The following is a 25064-nucleotide window of genomic DNA, read 5'->3' as shown; positions in this document are numbered from 1 at the left end:
GACGACATTTTGTCCGCATGGCGTTTGTCAGGATGCTGGCAGACCGGGTGAGGGCATTCGGACCCCGTATGTCAGGACGCCTTTTCGAGCACGGACTCGTCGTCGTCAATCGCAATGTCATCCTTGCGTTTGGATAGCTTGGCCGCAATGACGGCGCAGACCATCAATTGAATCTGATGGAAAATCATCAGGGGCAGCACAATTGCACCGACTGCCTGACCGGCAAACAGCACCTGCGCCATGGGCAGGCCACTGGCCAGGCTCTTTTTCGATCCGCAAAACACAAGTGTGATACGATCTTCCAGGGAAAAACCAAACAGGCGGCCGATCAGGGCGGTCAATACCAGCACCAGCGCCAGCAGCACGATGCTGACGATCACCAGGGCCACCAGCGCCTGGACAGGAGTTTTGTGCCACAGTCCTTCATTAACCGCTTCGGAAAAGGCGACATAGACCACCAGCAGGATCGAGCCCTGATCCACGAACTTCATCAGTGAACCGTGGCGTCCGATAAAGGCCGACGTCCAGGGACGGCTGAAATGCCCCAGTGCAAACGGCACCAGCAATTGCAAGGTAATCAACCAGATGGCATGCAGCGCCTGATGCGGGTCGGTGCTGGCGTTGGTGTCTGCAATCAGCAGATTGACCAGCATGGGCGTAATGAAGATACCCAGTATGCTGGACGATGACGCGCTACAGACGGCGGCGGGGATATTGCCGCGCGCAATCGAGGTGAAGGCGATAGCCGATTGCACCGTAGCCGGCAGCACGCACAAATACAGTACTCCCTTGTACAGATCGGGTGTCAGCATGGGTTCAAGCACGGGCCTGAGCAGCTCGCCCAGCAGCGGAAACAAGATAAAAGTGCAGGAAAAAATAACCAGATGCAGACGCCAGTGCGTGGCACCGGCAATGATGGCCTGGCGTGACAGGCGCGAGCCGTGCAAAAAAAACAGCAGCGCAATGGCCAGATTGGTGACCAGCTCAGCTACCGGCATGCCCCGACCGTGTGCAGGCAACACAGATGCAATAATCACGGCGATAATGAGCAGCAGGGTGAAACGGTCTATTTTCAGAAGGCGAAGCAGGGACTGGGACATTGCGCGAGTCTATTTGTAAAAAATTGAATGGTGCGGCTATTGTACTCAATCCTGCACTGGATTCCGCTTTGGCGGGACATGCGATAGGCGTAATTGCACAGCCTGTCTTGCGGTCTTCCGGCGAGAAAACGGGTTGATCCGACGCCTGGTTATTTCGTCGCAGAACCAGTGTTGACTGGCTTGTGGGCGGATTTGGTGTACGAAAAAAGCGGGGAGTGAGCGCGCGTCGCCGGATGAATGGACTTTAGGTAAAATCACCTTGAACCTTAAGTGATGTATTCGCTGTTGAGCTGGTATGATTTTCCTGGGCACTCAATTGTAAACAGTAAGCCGTTAAAAAGCCGGTGCGCCCCCATCATTGGGAGGGTAACACCGGCTTTTGCTGCTAATGCTGGTCGCTGATTCTGGTTACAGCGCGTCCCCTGCATAATCGGCCAGGCGTGAACGTTCACCTTTTTGCAACGTGATATGTCCGGAGTGCGGCCAGCCTTTGAAACGATCGACCACATAGGTCAGTCCCGAACTGCCTTCGGTCAGATACGGTGTATCAATTTGCGCGATATTACCCAGGCAGATGATCTTGGTGCCGGGACCGGCGCGCGTGATCAGCGTTTTCATCTGTTTGGGGGTCAGATTCTGCGCTTCATCAATAATCAGGTACTTGTTCAGGAAGGTGCGTCCTCGCATGAAGTTAAGCGATTTGACTTTGATATGCGATTTGACCACTTCCTTGCTGGCGCTGCGATCCCATTCCCCGGACGAACCATCGTTTTTGCTTCCGGTATTGAGAAACTCAAGGTTGTCTTCAAGCGCGCCCATCCAGGGCTGCATTTTTTCTTCTTCAGTGCCGGGCAGAAAACCGATGTCTTCACCTACGGGCACAGTGACCCGGGTCATGATGATCTCGGTATAGCGTTTGGTTTCCAGCACTTGCGTCAGGCCGCAGGCCAGGGCCAGCAGCGTTTTGCCGGTGCCGGCCTGTCCCAGCAGAGAGACAAAATCAATGTCGGGATTCATCAACAGATTGAGGGCGAAATTCTGTTCACGGTTGCGCGCCGTGACACCCCAGACATTGTTTTTCTTGTGTGTATAGTCCCGCAGCGTAGCCAGCACGGCTGTCTTGCCGTTGACTTCACGAACCTGGGCATACAGCGGGGAGTCGCCTTCAAGATAGACAAACTGGTTTACGACAAAATCAGCACACAGCGGCCCCTTGATTTTGTAGAAGGTCGTGCCGCCCTGAATCCAGGACTCAACATCTTTGCCATGCTTTGCCCAGAAATTGCCCGGCAGGACCATGGCGCCGTCATACAGCAGATCGGAGTCTTCCAGCGAATGGTCATTCAGGTAGTCCTCGGCTTCCAGACCCAGCGCACGCGCCTTCAGGCGCATATTGATGTCTTTGGATACCAGGATAATCTGGCGTTGCGGCTGTTCGCGATGCAGGGTCTGCACCACGCCCAGAATCATATTGTCTGCCTTGCCGTTGGGCAGATCGACCGGCAGGCGGTCTGCCATGTTCTGGGTCTGGAACAGCAGGCGACCGGTCGCATCCTTGTTGCCCAGCGCATTCAGCGGCATCCCTTTCAGAATATCTTCAGTCTCGGCCACCAGGGCGTCCAGCGAACGGCTGACCTGGCGTGCGTTGCGGGCCACTTCGGTCATACCTTTCTTGTGGTGATCCAGTTCTTCCAGCGTCATCATGGGCAGGAAAATATCATGCTCTTCGAAGCGGAAAATGGAAGTCGGGTCGTGCAGCAGTACGTTGGTATCCAGCACAAAAAGTTTGGATATGCCATTGCTGCCGGCCGTGTTGGCGGCGCGCACCGGTGCGCCGCGGGTGCTGCCCGATTTGCCCGCTGCAGGTGTCGTGCTGCGTGTGGCGTTCGGGCTGCGGGCGGCCGGTGGCTGCTGCGCGCCCGTGTGTTGTTCGTTTGCTTTCGCAGCCGGGCGGCTTGCCTTGGCTGCCTTGCCGCTGGCAGCCGTGCCGGAAGGGGCCGGCGTGCTGGCGGCTTCGACCGGTGCCGCAGCCGCAGGTTCGGCGTAATCTGTCGCATTGGCGGCATCTGCACTGATAATTGTGTCCGGATTGTCCTGCTTCTGGCGTTTGCGTCCCCGTGGCGCCGCAGCTTCCGCGGAAACTTTCGGGGCTGGTAATCCCGTCATATCCAGGATGTCGGCAGGTTTGGCAGGCAGCTTTGGAAGTGGCATAGATGGTTTCTCACATGACAATTGTTCCATGGGCGGTTGCGCCATGGAAACCGGAGCCCGAGAGGGCCCGGATGGGACTAATCCTGTTTTGCTGCATTCAGATTGCGTACGGCTTCAAGCACCGCATCCACATGACCCGGTACCTTGACTTTTCTCCATTCCTGCACCAGTTTGCCAGTGCTGTCGATCAGGAATGTGCTGCGCTCGATCCCGCGTACCTGTTTGCCGTACATGTTCTTCATCTTGATGACGTCGTATTGTGTACACAGGGTTTCATCGGGGTCGGAGAGCAGGGCGAAGGTGACCTCCTGCTTTGCCGCGAAGTTTTCGTGGCTTTTAAGCGAATCGCGTGAAGCGCCCAGTATTACCGTATTTTCGTTTTCAAATTCGGTCAGCGCATCACGAAATCCCTGGGTTTCGGTCGTGCAGCCGGGCGTATTGTCCTTGGGGTAAAAATACAGCACGACATGTTTGCCTTTGAGGGCGGCCAGGGAAACCGGACCAAGCTGGCTGTCAGCCTTGAAAACAGGTGCTTTTTTGCCTACTGCAGGGGGTGTGGTCAAATTATTCTCCTTCTGTGAGCATGAGTGCGACGGCAACGTTGCGTCCTTCGGCCATCAGTACATTATAGGTTCGCGCCGCCGCTTTTGAATCCATGGCTTCGATGCCGACGCGCGCGGCCAGCAGGGGGGCGGTCACGGCAACCGGCAGAAAATGCTGGCGCGCGCCGGTTCCGACCAGCAGGATTTCGGGGGCGTTCTCGTAGCGGCAGGCAGGTGCGTTGTCGTCCAGAAAATCAATGGCATTGCCCGCTTCCTTGCGCATATCGGCCGCCAGAATCAATTGTTCTGTGGTGATATCGCTGACGGAGGTGACATTCCAGGGGCGAATGGCGCCTTCAGGGCGAAATGCAATGGCGTGGGTATACTGGATTTCATTGACTTCAATGAATTGATCCCCGTAGCGGGTGACCGTGTTGAGCGCGTTTGGCTGTTCTCTTTTCAGTTCCACAGAAACTCCTTGTGCATTTATCTTATTCTAACTGTATTTCATATATGTGATAGTGGTCTGCTCTTGTTTCGTGCGACACAATTAGCCTGCCATGGCAGTCATGGGGGAGTGGTGACTTTGCCACTATGGCGCAGCAGCTGGCGCCAGCCGTATCAGGTGCCTGTGTTGGGTGCGCACCCCGCCGGGGGAAGGGCATGTCTTTTTTTTACTGCAATATCGCATTCGATGCAAATTTTTTGCGAGTATCGGCAAAATCATTTGCCGTGCGTCTGCATATAGGCTAGATTTACTGGTTTCACCCAATATTTGTTCCTTCACTTTTCCAGGTCCATCATGAGAAACTTCCCACGTATAGAACGGCTTCCCCCCTATGTGTTCAACATTACCGGCGAGCTGAAGATGGCGGCGCGCCGTCGTGGCGAAGATATCATTGATATGTCCATGGGTAACCCCGATGGTCCGACGCCCAAGCATATTGTGGATAAAATGGTCGAAGCCACGATCCGGCCCGACACGCATGGCTATTCCGTTTCCAAAGGCATTCCGCGGTTGCGCAAGGCGATCGCCGACTGGTATTCGCGTCGTTACAACGTGATTTTCGATCCCGACAAGGAAGCCATTGTGACCATCGGCTCCAAGGAAGGCCTGGCGCATCTGATGCTGGCCACGCTGGACAAGGGTGACACGGTGCTGGTGCCCAACCCCAGCTACCCCATTCATATTTACGGGGCGGTCATCGCCGGGGCCAATATCCGCTCCATTCCCATGAAAAAAGGCCTGGATTTCTTCGAGGAAATCGAACGCGCTGTGCGCGAATCCATTCCCAAGCCGAAAATGATTATTCTGGGATTCCCCAGCAATCCGACGGCTCAGTGCGTCGATCTGGCGTTCTTCGAGCGGGTGGTCAAGCTGGCCAAAGAGCATGACATTCTGGTGGTGCACGATCTGGCCTATGCAGATATTACATTCGACGGCTATCAGCCGCCGTCAATCATGCAGGTGCCGGGCGCCAAGGATGTGGCGGTCGAGTTTTTTACCATGAGTAAAAGCTACAATATGGCCGGCTGGCGCGTGGGCTTCATGGTGGGCAATGCCGAACTGGTCAATGCACTGGCACGCATGAAAAGTTATCACGACTACGGTACGTTTACGCCGATCCAGGTAGCGTCCATTGCCGCGCTCGAGGGCCCGCAGGAGTGCGTGGCCGACGTGGTCGCGCATTATAAGAATCGTCGCGATGTCCTGGTCAAGGGTTTGCACGATATCGGCTGGATGGTCGAAGTGCCCAAGGCGGCCATGTACATTTGGGCCGAAATTCCCGAACCCTATAAAGCCATGGGCTCGCTTGAATTTTCCAAAAAACTGCTGGCCGATGCCAAGCTTGCGGTATCACCAGGAATCGGCTTCGGCGACCTGGGAGACGATCATGTGCGTTTTGCCCTGATCGAAAATGAACAGCGCACACGTCAGGCGCTCAGAGGAATTAAAGAGATGTTCAAAAAAGACGGGTTTCTGAAAAAATGAAACCATTGAAGGTAGGTTTATTAGGATTTGGTGTTGTCGGTAGCGGCACATATGCTGTGTTAACGCGCAATGCCGAAGAAATTTCGCGCCGCGCGGGGCGCCAGATCGTGGTCTCTAAAGTTGCCACCCGTACGCCCGCCAAGGCGGTCGCGGTGTTCGGCGATAAAGTGCCGGTCAGCAATGATATGCAGGCCCTGGTCGCCGATCCCGAGGTGGATATTGTGGTGGAGCTTATTGGCGGCACCACCCTGGCGCGTGATCTGGTGTTGGCGGCCATCGACAATGGCAAGCATGTGGTCACGGCCAATAAGGCCCTGCTGGCATTGCATGGTAATGAAATTTTCGCCCTGGCCAGCAAAAAAGGCGTGATGGTGGCGTTCGAGGCCGCCGTTGCCGGCGGCATCCCCATTATCAAGGCCATTCGCGAAGGCCTGACGGCCAACCGCATTCAGTGGCTCGCGGGAATTATCAACGGCACCACCAATTTTATTCTGTCTGAAATGCGTGCGCATGGCCTGCCTTATGACACCGTGCTGGCACAGGCGCAGCAACTGGGTTACGCCGAGGCCGATCCGGCAGGCGATGTCAAAGGCGTAGATGCCGCCCATAAACTTACGCTGATGGCCTCGCTGGCCTTTGGTATTCCAATTCAGTTCAGCAAAGCTCATGTCGAGGGGATTACCGATCTGGATCAGCAGGATATTGTGTATGCAGAGCGGCTGGGTTATCGCATCAAGCTGCTGGGCATTACGCGACGCCGCGAAGAGGGTATTGAATTGCGCGTCCATCCCGCACTGGTGCCGGAACAAAGGCTGATCGCCAATGTAGAAGGTGCCATGAATGCAGTGGTTGTCAATGGCGATGCGGTGGGTGATACGCTTTACTATGGACCTGGCGCCGGTTCCGAAGCAACGGCCTCGGCTGTTGTGGCCGACCTGGTCGATGTGACGAGGCTGCACACCTCCGATCCCGGAAACCGTGTGCCTCATCTGGCTTTCCAGCCCGAAGCGCTGTCCGACACGCCTATTCTGAAAATAGAAGACGTACGTACCGCTTACTATCTGCGCTTGTCGGTCGAAGACCGCTCCGGCGTGCTGGCCGACCTGACCCGGATTTTGGCCGATCACCAGATCTCCATCAATTCCATGATGCAGGAACAGGATGGGGAAAACCGCGCCACCATTATCTTCCTGACGCACCAGGCCAGGGAAGGGGATGTCAATACCGCGATCACAACGATCGAAGCCATGCCGTTCGTGCATTCGAGCATCACGCGCATCCGGCTTGAACATTTGAATTGAGCGATCAGATCTGACTGGCCGGACTGTGGTTCGTGCGCGGTCAGGTCATTTTGCCACCGGCGGCAAGCCGGTTTAGTGGAGTTACGATGAAATATATTTCGACCCGTGGCGGTATGAGCCCGGTTTCATTTTCCGAGATCCTGCTGGAAGGGCTGGCCCGCGATGGCGGACTGGCCGTGCCCGAAAGTATTCCATCGGTCAGCGCCAAACAGCTTGAGGCCTGGCGTTCCTTATCTTATGCAGAGCTGGCGACGGAAATTCTGGGCCTGTACATTGACGATATTCCACGAGTCGATCTGGAGCGCATTTGCAAGGCAGCCTACAACGAATCGGTTTTTTCCGGCAGCGAGATTGTGCCGCTCAAACCGCTGAACGATGCCATGACGCTGGTCGGGCTGTCCGAAGGGCCGACGCTGGCATTCAAGGATTTGGCCATGCAGTTTCTGGGACAGGTGTTTGAATACGTGCTGGCGCGTGAAGGCCGCAAGCTCAATATTCTGGGTGCCACCTCGGGTGATACGGGATCGGCGGCCGAGTACGCCATGCGGGGCAAACTTGGCGTGTCGGTGTTCATGCTGTCGCCCCATGGTCGCATGAGCGCCTTTCAGCGCGCCCAGATGTATTCGCTGATGGATGAAAATATTCATAATATTTCGGTCAAGGGCGTGTTCGATGATTGCCAGGATATCGTCAAGGCGCTGGCCGGTGATGTGACCTTCAAGAGCCAGTACCATCTGGGTGCAGTCAATTCCATCAACTGGGCCCGCATTTGCGCGCAGATCGTGTATTACTTCTGGGCCTGGTTGCGCAGCACCGACGAGGCCGCCGGTAGCGGCGCCGACGTATCGGGCAGCAAGGTATCGTTCACAGTCCCTTCGGGCAATTTCGGTAATATTCTGTCAGGTCATTTTGCACGTCGTATGGGATTGCCTATTCATAGGCTGGTGCTGGCGACCAATGAAAACAACGTTCTGGAAGAATTCTTCCATACCGGTATCTACCGCCCCCGGGTAAGTGCGGAGACACTGGCGACGTCCAGTCCGTCCATGGACATTTCCAAGGCATCCAATTTTGAACGGTTTGTCTTTGATCTGCTTGGCCGCGATTCGAAGCGGCTGGCTGCAACATGGAAAAAACTGGATCAGGACGGGGCATTTGATCTGTCCGCAGAGAAAGCGCGCTTTACCGAGGAGTTCGGTTTCGTGGCGGGCAACAGCTCCCACCAGGATCGGCTCGATACGATTGCGGGGTTGCAGCGGGAGAGTGGTGTGCTGATTGATCCACATACGGCAGATGGCGTCAAAGTGGCGCGGGAATTTGTCGAAGAGGGCATTCCCATGCTGGTGCTGGAAACTGCGCTGCCGGCCAAGTTCGGCGAAACCATTCAGGAAGCCACCGGCGCCGCCGCTCCCGTGCCTGAGCACCTTAAGGCGTTGAGTGATCTGCCACAGAAAGTGGTGATCATGGATAATGACGTTGAAGCCATCCGCGACTATATCAAGGCCCGGGCGTTGACCTGAGCGCGTTGACAGTGGCCCTTTAACTGCGAAGACAATACAAAAATCGATCCCTCGGGGTCGATTTTTTTTTAGATGTATTCAGGCACCAGCGTGAACATCCGTTGATTTATGACAAATTCGATGTCTGCACCGGGCTGGTCGGCTCTTATTAAGATGTATATAATATGCATATTATATAACCATGAAACGGTCTTCTCGCCATGAATGCACCTGCCACGCCATTGCCGCGATTTTCCCTGTCGGCCTTTCTCTCCCTGGGGTTTCGGCCGCTGTATATTGCCGGCTCGCTGTGGGCGCTTATTTCCGTTGCGATCTGGGTGTTCGCGCCGCATCTGCTGGGCGGTAGATTGAATGGTGTCTGGTGGCATGCCCATGAAATGCTGTGGGGATTCGTCGCCACCATCGCCGTCGGTTTTCTGACGACCGCCAGTGCAACCTGGACGGGTATCAATCCGATCAAAGGAGGTGCGCTGGGTGCGCTGGCGCTGTGCTGGCTGGTGGCTCGCATGGCCTATCTGGCGCGAGGCGATGCGGCATTTGTACTGGGCGCGGTTGCTGATGCGCTGTTTTATCTGACTGCCGCGCTGGCGCTCTGGCGGGTGATTTTCCGGGCGCGCAGTAAGCGCAACTATGTTTTGCCGTGGATGGTTTTGCTATTGGGAGGCAGTCATGTTCTGTTTGTGCTCGCGATTGCACAGGGCAAGGCGATGCTGCTGACCGACTTCATGCGCACCGGTATTTTGTGCATGGTTTTCATTGCGCTGTTGATTGCACGTCGGGTCATTCCCTTTTTTGCAAGCCGGGCCATTGCCGGATTGACGATCCCCATGCATCAGCGTTCAGGCCTGGTGCAACTGGTGGCCTGTGCAGTGGCCCTGCTTGCGGTGGTGGCTGGCCTTGATAGGCTGGTGGGCCTGGGTGCGGCAGTGGCCGGGGCGATTGCCCTGTATCAACTTGTTCAATGGAAGCCGGGCAGGGTGGTCGGCGTGCCCTTGTTGTGGGTATTGTATCTGTCCTGGTTATTCCTGGGCGCGGGGCTGTTATTGGCGGCCTGCTACTTCATGGGCTGGCACCCGGGCTGGATGGACCGTCAGGCGCTTTATGTGCACGTCATTGCCATGGGTGGCTTCTCGGTGATGATTATGGGCATGATTACACGTACTGCATTGGGGCATACAGGCTGGCCGCTGAAGGCGGACCGCAAGATGGTGTTCAGCTACGCTCTGGTTGTGCTTGCAACCGTGGCTCGTGTGGCAGCGCTGATCATGCCATCTGTGACCTTGCCAATGTTGCATCTGGCTGCCGCTGCGTGGATCGGCGCATTTGGCTTGTACCTCTACCGTTTTGTGCCGATTCTTGTCAGCCCGCGACCGACCGCAAACCCCGTTGCGCCGGGAATGATAATTCGTCCATCCGAAAAAAAATCATGATCGCTGTTTTTTGCCGCGCGCCAGCACGCGTTTGAGCATGGGCTCGATGCGGGAGAGTTCATCCTGGTGTGCCGCCGACAGCGATGCCAGTTGTTTTTCGGCCAGCCGGGTCAGTTGCAGAAGCACTTTGCGCTGATCCTCTTCATCGGCGATACGTTCGATCAGGTCGCTGTCGACCAGCCGATTGGCCAGTTCCACCGCACTATGGTGCTTGATTCTCAGGCGCTCGGCCAGTGTGCCGACGGTAATCGGTTCCCCTTTGCCATAACCTTTGATCACCAGTAAAGCCTGATGCTGCCGCGATGTCAGCCCAACGGATTTGGCCCGCTCTTCACTGAACTCAAGAAAACATCGTATCAAATAGCGAAATTCGGCCAGAGCAGTGTAATCGGATTGGTCTAGTGTGTCGTCGGGCATAGCGATGTACGAATAGCGGATTGGAAGAAACGGGAATATCAGTGTAGCAGATCATGATTTGAAAATTTATATCGTATTACGATATAATAGTCAGCTTCTCTATTTTTCCCCACCGTCTTTATATAAATAAGTTGCATGAGTGGCAGGCCTGTTCGCTTGTGTTGCCCCTTTTTTTCATGACTAATAAACACATCCGTAATCGTCAGCTCAGCGATTTTTCAACGGATAAGCGAGTACTTTTTGTAATTGGCATTGCCGTACCGGTGGCCATTGCCGCCATGTTCGCCGGCATGCTGCTTTTGCAGTTGATCCGCTTATGCACCAATCTGGCTTACTTCGGCCGTTTTTCATTCGAGGAGTCGCAGCTGGGAAGCGTCTCTTTGGGGTTGTGGTCTGTCGGTATCCCTGTCGTGGGTTCACTGCTGATTGGATTGATTGCGCGTTACGGCAGTGAAAAAATCCGCGGCCATGGCATTCCCGAAGCGATCGAAGCAATTTTGCTGGGCCGTTCTCGCCTGGACGCGAAAGTGGCCGTCCTAAAGCCATTGTCATCGGCTATTGCCATCGGTACCGGCGGCCCCTTTGGTGCAGAGGGTCCTATTATCATGACGGGAGGCGCCATTGGTTCGCTGATCGCACAGGCGTTGCCTGTATCCGATAATGAGCGCAAGACGCTGTTGGTGGCGGGTGCCGCTGCCGGTATGACAACGGTGTTTGGAACCCCCATCGCAGCCATCATGCTGGCGGTCGAATTGCTGCTGTTCGAATGGAGCCCGCGCAGCTTTATTCCTGTGGTCGTAGCGGCGACAGTGGCTGAGCTCGGACGCAGTCTGATGGGCATGGGCGGACCGCTGTTTCCTTTCGACGGCACGATGATGACCAGCCTGCCCGGCTTTGCCGGGTGGATTGCGATCGGGATTGCTGCCGGCCTGCTGTCGGGGGTCCTGACGCAACTGGTTTACGCATGCGAAGACGGTTTCCAGCGGCTGCCGATACACTGGATGTGGTGGCCCATGATTGGCGGGCTGGTTGTGGGGATTGGTGGCCTGGTCGATCCGCGCGCGCTGGGCGTGGGTTATGAAAACATTTCGGCCATGCTCGATGGTCAGATGCTGGGCGTGGCGGCGATTATGCTGTTGCTGGTCAAGGCGATCATCTGGTCGGTGGCGCTGGGGTCGGGCACCTCGGGCGGCGTGCTGGCCCCGCTGTTGATCATGGGCGGTGCCCTGGGCGCGGCGCTGGCCGGCTGGCTGCCGGATGCGAGTCCGGGTTTCTGGGCCTTGCTGGCCATGGCGGCCATGATGGGAGGCACCATGCGTGCGCCGTTGACAGCAACCTTTTTTGCGGTTGAACTGACGGGCAATGTCCATGCTTTATTGCCGCTGATTGTAGCCTGCGTCACTGCACACGCGATGACGGTGTTGCTGATGAAGCGCTCGATTCTGACCGAAAAGATTGCCCGGCGCGGACACCATATTGTGCGCGAATATCGCGTCGATCCATTTGAGCTGACGCATGTGCGCGACGTGATGACTGCTCAGGTTGTCAGCGTGCCGGCCGCCATGACGCTGCGCGCTGCGGTTCGTTTCCTGACTGCGCCCGATACCCGCCATCCGAGTTTTCCGGTGGTTGATGAGCAGGGCCAGGTGCTGGGGATTGTGGATCCACCATCGGTATTGGCCTGGCGGCGCGCCGGTGAGCATCGCGATCAGACGCTGGAACAACTATTGCGCGGGAAAAAAATAACGCTGGCGTATCCCGACGAGTATTTGGCGGGTCTGGTGGACAAGCTTGTGCATGCCAATGTCGCACACTTGCCGGTCGTTTCCCGTACCGACGGATCACTGGTCGGTTATATCGGGTGGAAAGATCTGATGCGTGTACGCCAGCGGCTAAATAGCGAAACCCATGATCGCACTGCATTGATGGGGCGCAAAGGTCGGTCAGGCCGGTAGACAGAGCTGTTCAGGGATGACGGCGGCTCACATGAGTGGCCGACGGTGCCGCCATTGCCTCGGATGCTGCCGAAGTGCTGATATAGCTGAAGTGCTGATGCAGCAGATCTCGCCGGCGCTACCGATGTTGCCGCTGTCGCCGAGCGGCAATAAATTCATGGGCCGCCTTTGCTGCGGCGATGCCGCTCATGACGGCGCCTTCCAGCACCGCTGGATATCCGGTATCTGTCCAGTCTCCCGCCAGAAACAGCCCAGGCCATGGCGTGCGATTGCCTGGTCGCGCCAGTTGGGGCGTCGCGGCAAAGGTAGCGCGTTTTTCGATGATCAGTTCATGGCCGAGCACGGCGGGGAGCGACAGTCCGTCGGGCAGCTGGCTGCTGATCTGGTCAAGTACGGCACTGGCAATCGTATTTTTATCTGCTCCGACCAGATGATCGGCATGACTTATCACGATTGAAATGGCGTGATGATGGTCCTCATTTACGTTGCTGGCAGGTTCTTCAGCGTCGCGGGCGCATGCGGAGTCGTCGTTCGCCATACCGGCGCTGGGATTGTCAGAAGGGTGCATGAAGCGGCTTCGGTTGAACAGCCACTGGCCGTCATGTCCGAGCGCCCGATTTTCATTGAGCATATACATGCATTCATGCAGAGGGAAGGGAGCTGCGAGAAAGACCGTCAGCGTTGCAATGGCATGGTATTGAAATGCCTGCAATTGTCCCAGCAGGGGTGCGACGCCGTTCGGATCCATGGGTGAAAGCGTCCCATCACCGGCCTGTATCACAGCGCCGTGAACGGACGCACGCGAACCGTCGGACAGATCGTGAGTACCACCTTGTGACAGGCGTGCAAGCAGGCGATGGCAAATAAGCGGGGGAGTCGCCAGGACCACTGCATCGAATGTCGTCGCATTTTCGTCATTCGCATTTCCGGCGTTCGCCCCCCCACCGTTCGCATGCTCGCCGTTCGCACATCCCCCATTCGTACTCCCACTCATATCTGCGTTTTTTTTCCGCCTGCCGGTCTGCACGGTGTAGCCATCTTGCGTATACGTGATGCCGCGCACGGGTGTATTGGTGTGCACCGTCAATCGGCGCGCCAGTGCTTGCGGCCACAGGGTACTCAGGTCGACGCGAGGCAGAATCAGGTCACAGGCCTCGGCGCCTGCGCCAAGGCTGTCTTTCAGAACACGGGCAAACAAGGCCATCGAGGCCTGTGCCAATGGCGTGTTGAGCGTGGCGATGCACAGCGGTGCCCAGAAGAGATCTCTCAGGGCAGGAGGCTGACGTTGCGCGTCCAGCCAAGCCTTTACCGAGAGCGCCGGTTCGACACGCCAGCCAGCCAATTGCAATTGAAATAGTGCGCGGACCAGCGCAAATTTTTCGCGGGCAGCCAACCCCTTCAGGCGCACGAGCGCCAGCGGCAGGCGCAGTGGGCCTGGATACGCGGGATTCACGCGCAAGCCGAACTGTTTATTCAGTGAGTTCAGTTGCAGCGGCAATCGCAGCAATGCCTTATCCAGATCAATGCCGATCTCCTGCATAAGGGCCAATATCTGTCCGTATGCGCCCAGCATCAGATGCTGGCCGTTGTCCAGTACCAGATTGCGACGCGGGATAAGCGCCTTGCGGGCGCGCCCGCCGAGTACGGGCGCCTGTTCGAAGACGTCGGTCCGACAGCCCGCCTGTTCCAGTTTCCATGCCGCTGCCAGGCCCGCCCATCCGGCACCCACCACGGCCACGCGTGGGCGATTGCTGCGCTCAGTTTGCCGGAACATCCAGTGCCCGTATTTTACGGATGAACCCTTTGCCGCCGCCTACCCATATCTTCCAGGCAATGACGAGTTTGCGCAGTGGCGTCAGCGAGATGCGACTGGTCAGCACCGGCCAGCCGTCTTTTTCGATTTCGCACAGCAATGTGTAATAAATGGCGGCCATCATCAGCCCCGGCCGTTGTGCGCGGCGATCCTGTTCGTGCAGCAGCGCCATCGCCTCTTTATAAAGTCCGCGTGCGCGCGCTGTCTGAAATGCCATCAGGGCGCGAAAGTCATCGGTTTCCCGGCTGTTCAGAATATCGGCGGCTTTCACATTATGTTTCTGCAAATCGTCTATTGGCAGATAAATACGGCCACGCCGGGCATCGTCGCCCACATCGCGAATGATGTTTGTCATTTGCAGGGCCAGGCCGAGTTTTTCGGCGTAGGCCGGCGTATCGCCATTCTGGTAGGTAAAAATCTGTGCCGACAACTGGCCCACCACACCGGCGGCGTGCCAGCAGTATTTGCGCAAACCGGGCCAGTCCATATACCGCGTTTGGTCCAGATCCATTTCCATACCGTCGATCACCGCCTGAAATTGCGCCTCGCGCAGTCCGAACGGCGCCAGATGCGGCTGCAGGGCGCGGGTGACGGGGTGTTCCGCCTGGCCTTCGAACAGCTTGTGGATTTCCTTGCTCCACCAGGCCAGCTTGATACGGGCAACCGAAGGATCGGTGCATTCGTCGACCACATCGTCTACTTCGCGACAGAACGCATACACGGCAGTAATGGCACGGCGTTGTTCAGCCGGCAAAAACAGAAAGGCATAGTAAAAGCTCGAACCGCTGCGCGCCGCCTTTTCTTGGCAATATTGGTCAGGTGTCATAGTGATGGTTTCGTAAGCTGCGCCATGTCATCAGGGCCCAGTCTTTTTTATTCAGTGTTGGTCGGTGATGGAAGACGTCGCCCGCAACGGCGTCTATTTTTTCCAGTATGCGCAAGCCGCCCTGGACGATCATTTTGAGTTCCAGGCCAGGCCGGCCGCGCAGACGTGCGCACAGCGGCGCACCAGTAAGCAGTATTCTACGTGCAAATGCGGTGTTTTCCTGCATTAACCGGGGCCATTGGTGATTCAGTTGCCGATTGTCCAGATCCGCGTGTGTCATGCCATAGGCGGCGAGCCTGTCGGCAGGCAGATAATAGCGGTGACGCCGGGTGTCAATCGCGATGTCCTGCCAGAAATTGACCAGTTGCAGACCCGTGCAGATCTGGTCCGACAGCGCAAGCGATGCGTCGTCTGTCTTGCGGTACAAGTGCAGTAAAAGGCGGCCAACCGGATTGGCCGAGTAACGGCAATAGGCCCACAGATCGGTGTCGTGCTGAAACGGGATGTGCTCGACATCCTGCCGGAATGCGACCAGCAGGTCGCGCAAGGGTTGGATCGGCAGCGCATGCGCGCGTATTTCCCGCTGCAAGGCCAGAAACACGGCTTGCGGGACCTGCTCGAAATGGGTCGCGGAACAGTTGCTGTCCTTTATATGCAGCAGGGCCTGATCGAACGCGTTCAGTTGCGCCAGTCGACTTTCTGCGCTGGCCTGGCCTTCATCTGCAATATCGTCCGCCTGACGGGCAAAGGCGTATATGGCCGTGACGGCGGAACGCAAATGCCTGGGCAGCAGCACAGAGGCCACCGGAAAATTCTCATAATGGTCGACGGACATGAATACGCGCTAATGTGATGACGCAATGATTATAATTTACCCTGATCAATCCAGCATGACGAAATTGAACTGGGGAGCCACTCTATGCCGCGTCCGATCCGGGCAGTGATTTCACTGCCGGCCATGTCCCACAACCTGAGTCTTATTCGGCAATATCTTGACAATGCCCGACAGGCGCCGGCCTCAACGCAGCCCGATACGGCCACAGCGCGGCTGGGGGCCACGTATATCTGGGCCGTCATCAAGGCCAATGCCTACGGCCACGGGCTGGAAAATGGCATTCGCGGTTTCGCCCAGGCCGATGGCCTGGCGATGCTGGATCTGCAGGAAACCGTGCGCTGCCGCCAGGCCGGCTGGGACAAACCGCTATTGATGCTCGAAGGTTTTTTCGAGGAACGGGACTTGCCCGTGCTGCAGCAAAACAAAGTCATGAGCACCATTCATCATCCGGAACAGATTCGCATGCTGCAGTCAGCTACGCTGGCAACGCCGCTGGATGTCTTTCTTAAGATAAACACCGGCATGAACCGGCTGGGTTTCGCGCCACAGCAGTTTGCACAGGCGCACCAGGATCTGCTCACGCTGCAGCAGCAGGGCAAGATCGGCCGCATCGGTTTTATGACGCATTTTGCCGACGCCGATGGTGCACAAGGTGCGGTGGACGCGCCGGTGCAGGTATTTCGCGAGACGGTGGGCAACATCCAGGGCCCGATCAGTCTGTGCAATTCGGCTGCGGTCCTGCGTTACCCCCAACTGGCTGTTTCAGAGGCTGACAACTGGGTGCGGCCCGGTATTTGTCTGTATGGGTCATCGCCGTTTGCCAACACCACCGGCGACGAGTTCGGCCTGCGCCAGACCATGACGCTGCAGGCACGCCTGCTGTCGGTGCAGCATATCAAAGAAGGCCAAAGCGTGGGTTACGGCTCTACCTTTACGGCAACCCGTGACATGCGAATCGGTGTCGTTGCCTGTGGTTATGCCGATGGGTATCCGCGCAGCGCACCTTCGGGCACCCCAGCTTGGGTGAACGGTGTGCAGACGCAACTGGCGGGGCGCGTGTCCATGGATATGCTGACCATCGACCTGGATCCGGTGCCCGATGCTGTTGCCGGTGATTGGGTCACCTTGTGGGGCGAGCGGGGACCGCATATCGACGAGGTCGCGGCATCGGCAGGTACAATTGCCTACGAACTGCTGTGCGCACTGGCAATGCGCGTCCCGGTTCATATCGAACAACCAGGAGAATCCATTGAAAAATAAATGCGTGCTTGTTACCGGCGCCACCAAGGGCATCGGCTGGGCCATCACCCGTCGCTTAAGCGATGCCGGCGCTCATGTGGTCGGCATTGCCCGGCAGGTCAGTGATATTGATTTTCCCGGTTTCCTGTATCAGTGCGATCTGAACGACGCCGGTCATACAGAAGAAATGCTGCGCATGATCCGTGAGAAGTACCCGGTTGATGCCGTGGTCAATAACGCGGGTGTCGTGTTGGCGGAAAACCTGGGCGAAGTGAATCTGTCCTCGCTGTACCAGTCCTACGATGTCAATCTGCGCGCTGCGGTGCAGGTCACGCAGGCTTTCGTGGAATCAATGAAAATGCGCCGCGAAGGGCGGATCGTCAATATCGCCAGCCGCGCAGCCCGCGGCAAGGCCGGTCGTACCAGTTATTCCGCGTCCAAGGCGGCATTGATAGGCTGTACCAAAACCTGGGCGCTGGAGCTGGCCGAATACGGTATTACGGTGAATGCCGTCTCTCCCGGACCGATTGAAACCGAGTTCTTTCGCAAGGGGCAGCCGGCGGGCAGCGAAGAAGAAAAGCAATTGCTGGCGCGGGTACCCATGAAGCGCATGGGTCGTCCGGAAGAGGTCGCAGCCGTGGTCGCTTTCCTGCTGTCGGATGAAGCCGCCTATATTACCGGGCAGAACATTGGCGTGGATGGGGGATCGTCCATCTGAGGACGACCCTGGCAACAAGGAGCAGTATGGCGAAAGCAAAAACGGTTTATGTCTGTCAGGAATGCGGAGGCGTGAGCGCCAAATGGCAGGGGCAGTGTCCACATTGTCAGGCATGGAATACACTGGAAGAAACAGTAGAGCGGGGTACGGCTGCCGCCGCCCCCAATCGCTATGCGCACCTGGCGGAAGCGGCCCCGGTCAGAAATCTCGCCGATATCGAAGCGCGGGACACGCCCCGTCAACCCACAGGCCTGTCGGAGTTTGACCGCGTTCTGGGCGGTGGTCTGGTGCCTGGCGGCGTGGTGCTGATCGGCGGCGACCCGGGCATCGGCAAATCGACATTGCTGCTGCAGGCGCTGGCATCGCTCTCGCGTACCACACCGGTGCTCTATATTACCGGGGAAGAATCGGCCGAGCAGGTCGCGTTGCGCGCCAAGCGCCTGGATCTGGTGACCGGTGCCGTCCAGCTGGTTGCTGAAATTCAACTCGAAAGCATACAGGCTGTCCTGCAGCAGCATAAGCCTGCGGTTGCCGTCATCGATTCCATTCAGACACTCTATTCGGGGCAATTGTCTTCTGCACCCGGATCGGTGTCACAGGTCCGCGAGTGCGCAGCACAGCTGACCCGCATCGCCAAACAGACGGGTGTCGCCATGGTCATGATCGGCCATGTGACCAAAGATGGCACCCTGGCCGGCCCCCGTGTGCTGGAGCACATTGTAGACACCGTGCTGTATTTCGAAGGGGAAACCGATTCGTCTTATCGTTTGATCCGTGCTTTCAAGAACCGTTATGGCGCAGTCAATGAACTGGGTGTGTTCGCCATGACCGACAAGGGGCTGAAGGGCGTGAGCAATCCGTCGGCGCTGTTTCTGTCCCAGCATACCGACAATGTGCCCGGTTCCTGCGTGGTGGCGACCCAGGAAGGTACGCGACCGCTTCTGGTCGAGATCCAGGCCCTGGTCGACACGGCACATGTGCCCAATCCGCGCCGGCTGACGCTGGGAGTAGACGGCAGCCGCCTGGCCATGCTGCTGGCGGTGCTGCATCGTCATGCGGGGGTTGCCAGCTATGATCAGGATGTATTTGTGAATGCCGTGGGCGGCGTGCGTATTACCGAAACGGCAACCGATTTGCCGGTGCTGCTGGCGATTCTTTCGTCGCTTCGTAACAAGCCGCTACCCAAAGGGCTGTTTGCGTTTGGTGAAGTCGGATTGGCCGGCGAAGTGCGACCGGCACCGCGCGGCCAGGAACGGCTGCGTGAGGCGGCCAAACTGGGTTTCAACGTAGCGCTGATTCCCCGGCACAATGCGCCCAAACAACCCATAGAGGGGCTGGAAATCAAGGCTGTCTCCCGTCTGGATGAAGTGCTGGATCTGATCCGCTGACGGTATTAATCGGGCTGTACGCGCGAACGGGTGAGTACGCGGGGCCTGGTTTGCGGGCGTGGTAGCCCACACGGGCAGCAATGTGCAGGATAGAAAAGGCTGATTCGATTCACGGGCGCGTATCCCGATCGGTTCAGACCGCTTTAGAATGAGAATATATGGATTGGTATCTGAATCTGCTGCTGTTTGTTTCGCTGGGCGCGGCTATCGGTTTTGTGGGCGCTATTGTGGGAATCGGCGGCGGCCTGATTGCCATTCCCATGCTGGCCCTGGTGTTTGCCATGCCGCAGCAGCTCGCCCAGGGAACGGCGCTGCTTATGATTGCCTCCAATGTGCTGCTGACGCTGCGAAATTATCATAAGCGCTCTCCCATTGATTTTCGCAGTGTCGCGATCGGTGTGGCGGCCAATGTGGTGGCCACCCATCTGGCAGCGCTGGTGGCGCAGGATATGAGTCCCGTCATGCTGCGCAATTTGTTTGCCGTTTTTCTGGCCTCGGTCGCCACTTTCTATATCTGGCAGACTCTACGAACACGCACCCGGCAGGAGAAAGCGGATGCGACGCCTGCCCGCCGCATGGGATTTACACAATATGTCATACTCGGAGCTATTTCAGGTGTCATAGGCGGCCTGTTCGGCGTGGGCGGCTCGCTCATCCTCGTACCTGTCATGACCGTGGTCTACCGATTTCGCCAGACATCGGCCCAGGCCATGGCGCTGTCGATGATCGTGCCCGGCACGCTGGTGGCGCTGATCACGTATTCCTGGCACGGCAATACAGACTGGACAGTCGGGATTGCCTTATCCGTGGGCGGCATGCTGATGATACGCCAAGGCGTGCGTTTGGCGTTCTACCTGCCCGAGCGTACGCTCAAACTGATTTTCGCCGCTGTTCTGTATCTGACCGTGGTGTTGCTGTTATGGAAATAACAGCCTGAATTCTGGAGAAAACTGTGGGTCCCTTGGCAATATGGCAAATGGCATGGCGCTTGTTTCGCCGCGACTGGATGTCCGGCGAGTTACGCCTGCTTGCACTGGCGCTCGTGGTGGCCGTCACTGCCGTTTGCAGCGTGGGTTTCCTGGCCGATCGGGTGTCATCCGGGTTGAATGATAATGCGGGGCAGGTGCTGGGCGCCGACCTGTTGTATGAATCGGATACGCCGATTGAACAGGAGGTCATCGATCGGGCGCACGCGGCCTCGCTGCAGACCGCCAAAACCTGGCAATTTCCTTCCATGGTGACCTTTGACAGCCAGTCCAGACTGGCTTCGGTCAAGGTCGTCTCCGAGGGGTACCCCTTGAAAGGCACAGTGACACTGCAACACGCAGGATCAACGGGTGCGGCAATTGAACGCGAATCGGTGCAGCGTATTCCGCCGGCCGGCACTGTGTGGGTAGACCCGGCACTGCTGGCGCAATTGCAGGCGCCGCCCCAGGCCGAACTGCGGGTCGGCATGAAAACGCTGAGGGTCGCCGCCCTGATTGAAAACGAACCGGACCGCAATGTGGCGTTTGTGAATATCGCGCCGCGCCTGATGATGAACGAAGCGGATCTGCAGGCAACGGGGCTGCTGGTGCCCGGCAGTCGGGTCAAGGAAACCCTGTTGATGGCCGGGGCGGCAGACCAGATCAGCCAGCTGCGCACCTGGCTGCAGGCCAGGCCGGCCAAGGGTCGTCAGATTATCGGCACCGATTCGGCGCGACCGGAAATCCGGGCTTCGCTGGACCGGGCCGAGCAGTTCCTGTCGCTGGTCTCCGTGCTCAGTGTCATGATTGCCAGCGTGGCCATCGCTCTGGCCGCAAGACGCTTTTCCGCCCGGCACCAGGACGGGCTGGCGGTCATGCGCAGTTTGGGGGCTACACAAAGTACCATTCTGCGCATGGTGGCTATCGAGTTTCTGCTGATTGCGACCTTCGCTTCGATCACAGGTGTCATTGTGGGCCTGGCGTTGCATTATGTGCTGATGTATTTTCTGGCAGGCCTGATCCCGGCCACGCTGCCCGCGGTCTCCTGGGTGCCAGGCGCGACCGGTATGCTGACCGGCTGGGTGCTGGCTTTCGGATTTTGTGTCATACCCGTTCTGCATCTGTCACGGGTGCCGCCGCTTAAAGCGTTGCGGCGCGAGCTGGACGTAGGCGCCGGCCGGCCGCTGGTCGCCGTGCTGGTGGGTGTCCTGGTCTGGCTGGGACTGCTCCTGCTGCATACGGGGAATGCGAAGCTCGCCCTGATTAGCGCTGGCGGCTTTATCGGTGCCATGCTGATTTGTGCTGTCATGGCCTGGGTCATTCTGCGGCTGCTGGGGCGGCTGCGTCATGCCCTGGTGTCGCGACCCGTACTGCGGTTTGCGCTGGCCGGACTGGTCAACCGTCGCGGCATGACTGTGGTGCAGATCTGCGCACTCACGCTGGGAATCATGATTATTCTGTTGCTGGGCCTGCTGCGGACAGACCTGCTGGCGGCCTGGCAGAATAACTTGCCACCCGATGCGCCGAACCGCTTTCTGATCAATATTCAGCAGGACCAGATACCGGCGCTCAATGCGCTGTTCGAGCGTGAGGGGCTCGGTGTGCCGGTGCTCGACCCCATGGTGCGCGGACGCCTGATTCGCATCGGCGACAAGGATGTCGATCCGGCTGCCTACGAATCGGAACGCACGCAGCGGCTGGCCGAAAGAGAGTTCAATCTGTCGTGGCTGACCGAGCTGCCGTCAAGCAACCGGATTGCGGCCGGGCGCTGGCTGGACCCGAAGGCGGCCGAGGTCTCTTTCGAGGATGACATTGCCCGTCAGCTTGGGGTCTCGCTAAACGACGAAGTGACTTTCGATGTGGCCGGCGAACTCGTGACAGCCAGAGTCACCAGCCTGCGAACGGTCAAGTGGGATTCCATGCAGGTCAACTTCTTTGCCATTCTGTCGCCCGCGGCCCTGCAGGATAAGCCGGCGACATGGATTACGGCCTTTCATTTGCCGGAACAGAAAGCGGCGTTTACCCAGGATGTGGTCAGCCAGTTCCCCAATATCACGGTCTTTGACGTATCCGGGATATTGCGCCAGTTGCAGAGCATTCTGGACAGCGTGACGGCTGCGGTGCAGTTTTTGTTCGTCTTCACGCTGGCGGCGGGTGTGGTGGTGCTGAGTACGGCTTTTCTGTCGACCCAGGACGAGCGACGCTATGAGGCGGGGTTGCTGCGTGCAATGGGCGCCACTTCGCGGCAACTGGATCAGGCTCAGCGCAGCGAACTGATCGTGATTGGGGTCATGTCGGGCACACTGGCGGCAGCTTTTGCCATTCTCATTGCCCAACTGCTTGCCGTGCAGGTCTTTGATATTTCCCTGAGCACGGGCGTGCTGCCCTGGGTGAGCGGAATCGTGCTGGGCCTTGCCGCTTCCTGGTTAGGGGGTAAAATGGCCCTGCGTGCGGTGAAAAATACGCCCCCGCTGCTCATTTTACGGAGTGCCGAGTAATGGCCAGACTATTGAATATTGTGGAGAATCTGGACACCACAATTACGTTTTACGACCAGATCGGCGGTGAAGCCGGATTACATGCGCTGGTAGAGCGCTTCTATGACCTGATGGACCTGGAACCTGATTTCAAGGCTTTGCGAGCCACGCATGGTGCGTCTCTGGATAACGCACGAGAAAAGCTGTTTCTGTTTCTGAGCGGTTATCTGGGCGGACCCGACCGTTATATCGAAAAGTACGGTCATCCCATGCTGCGCGCGCGTCATCTGCCGTTTGCCATCGGTACCCGGGAACGCGACGAATGGGTGGCGTGCATGGGGCGGGCCATGATGGATTGCAATGTACCGGCGCCCCTGCAGGAACATTTGCTGCACTCGTTTTTTGGGGTGGCCGACTGGATGCGGAACAAAGATGGCTGAGCCCGGTTTTCGCAGCACGCACCGGCCCGTGCGCCAGATGCACCATGGCATCCGGATTCATCCGGATTTCCCCATCCCGGCCCGGATTGAAATCTTCACCCCCCGCACCTGGGGCGCCAAGGCCAGCAAGGTTTCTGACGGCGGGCGCAATACCGCCTGGTATGTCAGCACGCCCTGGGGGGAAGCGGTTCTGCGTCATTATCACCGTGGCGGGCTGATCGGCCGCTTTGTTGATGAACGATACGTGTGGGTGTCCGAAGAAACCACCCGTTCGTTCCGGGAGTTTGATCTGCTGAATGCTATGCATGCTGAAGGGCTGCCGGTGCCGCGTGCCATGGCTGCTGCTTATCAGCGCCGTGGTGCTACGTATCGGGCTGCGATCATGACCGAAAGACTGGAAAATACCATTTCGCTGGCCCAGGCGATCAGTCGGGCGGGCCCTGCCAGCATTCACCTGGTGGCGCCGGTGGCGGCCGCCATCCGGCAGTTGCATGATGCCCGTGTCTATCATGCCGACCTGAACGCGCATAATATTCTGGTGGATGACAACCAGAAAATCTGGCTGATTGATTTTGATAAATCGTCACGCAAAACCATGACAGCGTCATTACGGGAGCAGTCCCTGGAGCGCCTTGGACGATCCCTGCAAAAGCTGCTGGGAGAGCAGGGTGTGATTTTTTCGGGACAATTGCAGCAGCAATACCAACAAAGCTAAAAAAATCAATGACCCAGGCAGAAAATGCCTTTATCATTTCCTTTTTTTTCTAATCCGATTTGGGGAAAACGCAATGAAATCGTCCTCTGTCCGCGGTCTTTTTCTGGCTGTGTCGCTGGCGTGCACCTTGAGCGCCGCTCACGCTGCCGAAGACAAGATACTGAACGTATATAACTGGGCGGAATACACCGCGCCGGACACCATTTCTGGTTTTGAAAAAGAAACCGGTATCAAGGTGCGTTATGACACTTACGACACCAACGACATCCTGCAGGCCAAGCTGCTGACGGGCAAGTCCGGCTACGACGTGGTTGTGCCGTCCACGCATTACGCCTCACGCCAGCTCCAGGGCGGGCTGTTCCAGAAGCTGGACAAATCAAAAATTCCGAACTGGAAAAATCTGGATCCGGCCATTATGGCGCTGGTGGCTCAGGTGGACCCGGGCAACGAATATCTGGTGCCCTGGGGCTACGGCACCAATGGCATCGGCCTGAACGTAACCCGTGCCAAAGCCATCCTGGGTGATGATGCGGATCTGGGCACATGGGAAACCCTGTTCAATCCTGACAATGCAAAAAAAATGCAGGCTTGCGGCATTTCCATCCTGGATGAAGCGGCCCAGGTGTTTCCGGCCGTCCTGCATTATCTGGGCAAGGATCCCAACAGCGACAAGGCCGAGGATTACCAGGCAGCCATGGATGTCCTGAAAAAAATCCGCCCTTATATCCGGCAATTCAGCTCATCGGGCTACATCGACGAGCTGGCCTCGGGTGATCTGTGCATGGTCTACGGGTTTTCCGGCGATGTCATGATCGCGGCCAGCCGCGCCAAAGAAGCCAAAAAAGATTATGTGATCGACTACTACATTCCCAAAGGTGGTGCGCCTGCGTGGTTTGACACCATGGCGGTGCCCAAGGACGCGCCGCATCCGGAAAACGCCATGGCCTTTATCAATTACATTGAAGAGCCCAAAGTTCATGCGGCGATCACCAACAATATGTTCTATCCCAACGCCAACAAGGCCGCACGGGAATTCGTGAACAAGGATATTGCCGATAATCCCATGATCTATCCGGGTGAAGACGTGGCCAAGACACTTTTTGTCATCAAGGCCCAGCCGATCAAGATCGCACGCCTGCAGACACGCCTGTGGGCTGAACTCAAGTCAGGGAAGTAAAC

General features: G+C 57.5%; 21 protein-coding genes. 13 read left to right on the top strand and 8 right to left on the bottom strand.

The window, feature by feature from the left end; all coding sequences use genetic code 11:
• Positions 1 to 71 precede the first annotated feature (71 nt).
• From W822_RS44155 to W822_RS44140, 4 genes are all read right to left on the bottom strand, one after another.
• Complete coding sequence (locus W822_RS44155) at positions 72 to 1100, bottom strand: bile acid:sodium symporter family protein (RefSeq protein ID WP_024007229.1); 1029 nt, start codon at positions 1098 to 1100, stop codon at positions 72 to 74.
• Positions 1101 to 1508: 408 nt separating this feature from the next.
• Positions 1509 to 3311 carry a PhoH family protein gene (locus tag W822_RS44150; protein ID WP_024007228.1) on the bottom strand — a complete coding sequence of 601 codons (1803 nt, stop codon included), beginning with the start codon at positions 3309 to 3311 and terminating at the stop codon, positions 1509 to 1511.
• Between the two features lie 77 nt (positions 3312 to 3388).
• The gene (locus tag W822_RS44145) at positions 3389 to 3874 is read right to left on the bottom strand and encodes a peroxiredoxin (protein WP_031243684.1); all 486 of its coding nucleotides are present in this window, start codon (positions 3872 to 3874) and stop codon (positions 3389 to 3391) included.
• A gap of 1 nt (position 3875) precedes the next feature.
• On the bottom strand, positions 3876 to 4322 hold the full coding sequence (locus W822_RS44140; protein WP_024007226.1) for an Mth938-like domain-containing protein: 447 nt from the start codon (positions 4320 to 4322) through the stop codon (positions 3876 to 3878).
• A 333-nt stretch (positions 4323 to 4655) separates the two neighbouring features.
• On the opposite strand from W822_RS44140, the gene alaC reads away from it, so the two are divergent.
• The 4 genes from alaC (at position 4656) to W822_RS44120 (ending at position 10097) form a co-directional block, all read left to right on the top strand.
• A complete protein-coding gene (gene alaC, locus W822_RS44135; RefSeq protein ID WP_024007224.1) occupies positions 4656 to 5846 on the top strand; it encodes an alanine transaminase in 1191 nt (396 codons plus the stop codon).
• The gene (locus W822_RS44130) at positions 5843 to 7147 is read left to right on the top strand and encodes a homoserine dehydrogenase (protein ID WP_024007223.1); all 1305 of its coding nucleotides are present in this window, start codon (positions 5843 to 5845) and stop codon (positions 7145 to 7147) included. The genes alaC and W822_RS44130 overlap by 4 nt, the downstream gene beginning before the upstream one ends.
• A gap of 86 nt (positions 7148 to 7233) precedes the next feature.
• Complete coding sequence (thrC, locus tag W822_RS44125) at positions 7234 to 8667, top strand: threonine synthase (protein ID WP_024007222.1); 1434 nt, start codon at positions 7234 to 7236, stop codon at positions 8665 to 8667.
• Positions 8668 to 8867: 200 nt separating this feature from the next.
• Positions 8868 to 10097 carry an NnrS family protein gene (locus W822_RS44120; RefSeq protein ID WP_024007221.1) on the top strand — a complete coding sequence of 410 codons (1230 nt, stop codon included), beginning with the start codon at positions 8868 to 8870 and terminating at the stop codon, positions 10095 to 10097.
• Here W822_RS44120 and W822_RS44115 read toward each other — a convergent pair.
• Positions 10092 to 10514 carry a MarR family winged helix-turn-helix transcriptional regulator gene (locus W822_RS44115; protein WP_024007220.1) on the bottom strand — a complete coding sequence of 141 codons (423 nt, stop codon included), beginning with the start codon at positions 10512 to 10514 and terminating at the stop codon, positions 10092 to 10094. The genes W822_RS44120 and W822_RS44115 overlap by 6 nt on opposite strands.
• Positions 10515 to 10690: 176 nt before the next feature.
• Here W822_RS44115 and W822_RS44110 point away from each other — a divergent pair, with 176 nt between their 5' ends.
• Complete coding sequence (locus W822_RS44110) at positions 10691 to 12469, top strand: chloride channel protein (protein WP_034281045.1); 1779 nt, start codon at positions 10691 to 10693, stop codon at positions 12467 to 12469.
• A gap of 118 nt (positions 12470 to 12587) precedes the next feature.
• Here the strand turns inward: W822_RS44110 and W822_RS44105 are convergent, their stop codons facing one another.
• From W822_RS44105 to hpnC, 3 genes are read right to left on the bottom strand one after another with little or no spacing between them, the layout of a single operon-like run.
• Positions 12588 to 14243, bottom strand: coding sequence for a hydroxysqualene dehydroxylase (locus tag W822_RS44105; RefSeq protein ID WP_024007218.1), 1656 nt, complete (start codon positions 14241 to 14243; stop codon positions 12588 to 12590).
• On the bottom strand, positions 14227 to 15108 hold the full coding sequence (hpnD, locus tag W822_RS44100) for a presqualene diphosphate synthase HpnD (protein WP_024007217.1): 882 nt from the start codon (positions 15106 to 15108) through the stop codon (positions 14227 to 14229). The genes W822_RS44105 and hpnD overlap by 17 nt, the downstream gene beginning before the upstream one ends.
• On the bottom strand, positions 15098 to 15943 hold the full coding sequence (gene hpnC / locus W822_RS44095) for a squalene synthase HpnC (protein WP_024007216.1): 846 nt from the start codon (positions 15941 to 15943) through the stop codon (positions 15098 to 15100). Before hpnC ends, hpnD begins: the two co-directional genes overlap by 11 nt.
• A gap of 84 nt (positions 15944 to 16027) precedes the next feature.
• Here hpnC and alr point away from each other — a divergent pair, with 84 nt between their 5' ends.
• From alr to W822_RS44055, 8 genes are all read left to right on the top strand, one after another.
• Positions 16028 to 17203, top strand: a complete 1176-nt coding sequence (alr, locus tag W822_RS44090; RefSeq protein ID WP_024007215.1) for an alanine racemase — start codon at positions 16028 to 16030, stop codon at positions 17201 to 17203.
• A complete protein-coding gene (locus W822_RS44085) occupies positions 17193 to 17900 on the top strand; it encodes an SDR family oxidoreductase (RefSeq protein WP_024007214.1) in 708 nt (235 codons plus the stop codon). The genes alr and W822_RS44085 overlap by 11 nt, the downstream gene beginning before the upstream one ends.
• Positions 17901 to 17926: 26 nt before the next feature.
• A complete protein-coding gene (radA, locus tag W822_RS44080) occupies positions 17927 to 19288 on the top strand; it encodes a DNA repair protein RadA (protein ID WP_024007213.1) in 1362 nt (453 codons plus the stop codon).
• Between the two features lie 158 nt (positions 19289 to 19446).
• Entirely contained in the window at positions 19447 to 20217 is a 771-nt protein-coding gene (locus tag W822_RS44075) for a sulfite exporter TauE/SafE family protein (protein ID WP_051401866.1), read from the top strand.
• A 23-nt stretch (positions 20218 to 20240) separates the two neighbouring features.
• Positions 20241 to 22751 carry an ABC transporter permease gene (locus tag W822_RS44070; RefSeq protein WP_253272351.1) on the top strand — a complete coding sequence of 837 codons (2511 nt, stop codon included), beginning with the start codon at positions 20241 to 20243 and terminating at the stop codon, positions 22749 to 22751.
• Positions 22751 to 23170: a group II truncated hemoglobin gene (locus tag W822_RS44065; protein ID WP_024007210.1), complete on the top strand. Its 420-nt coding sequence runs from the start codon at positions 22751 to 22753 to the stop codon at positions 23168 to 23170. The genes W822_RS44070 and W822_RS44065 overlap by 1 nt, the downstream gene beginning before the upstream one ends.
• Positions 23163 to 23885 carry a 3-deoxy-D-manno-octulosonic acid kinase gene (locus W822_RS44060; protein ID WP_024007209.1) on the top strand — a complete coding sequence of 241 codons (723 nt, stop codon included), beginning with the start codon at positions 23163 to 23165 and terminating at the stop codon, positions 23883 to 23885. Before W822_RS44065 ends, W822_RS44060 begins: the two co-directional genes overlap by 8 nt.
• Before the next feature lie 73 nt (positions 23886 to 23958).
• A complete protein-coding gene (locus W822_RS44055) occupies positions 23959 to 25062 on the top strand; it encodes a polyamine ABC transporter substrate-binding protein (RefSeq protein WP_024007208.1) in 1104 nt (367 codons plus the stop codon).
• Positions 25063 to 25064 lie beyond the last annotated feature (2 nt).

Source organism: Advenella kashmirensis W13003, from assembly GCF_000506985.1.
Taxonomy (GTDB): Bacteria; Pseudomonadota; Gammaproteobacteria; order Burkholderiales; family Burkholderiaceae_B; genus Advenella; species Advenella kashmirensis_A.
The sequence above is the reverse complement of the archived record's forward strand: the minus strand, read 5'-3'. Positions and strand labels throughout refer to the sequence as shown.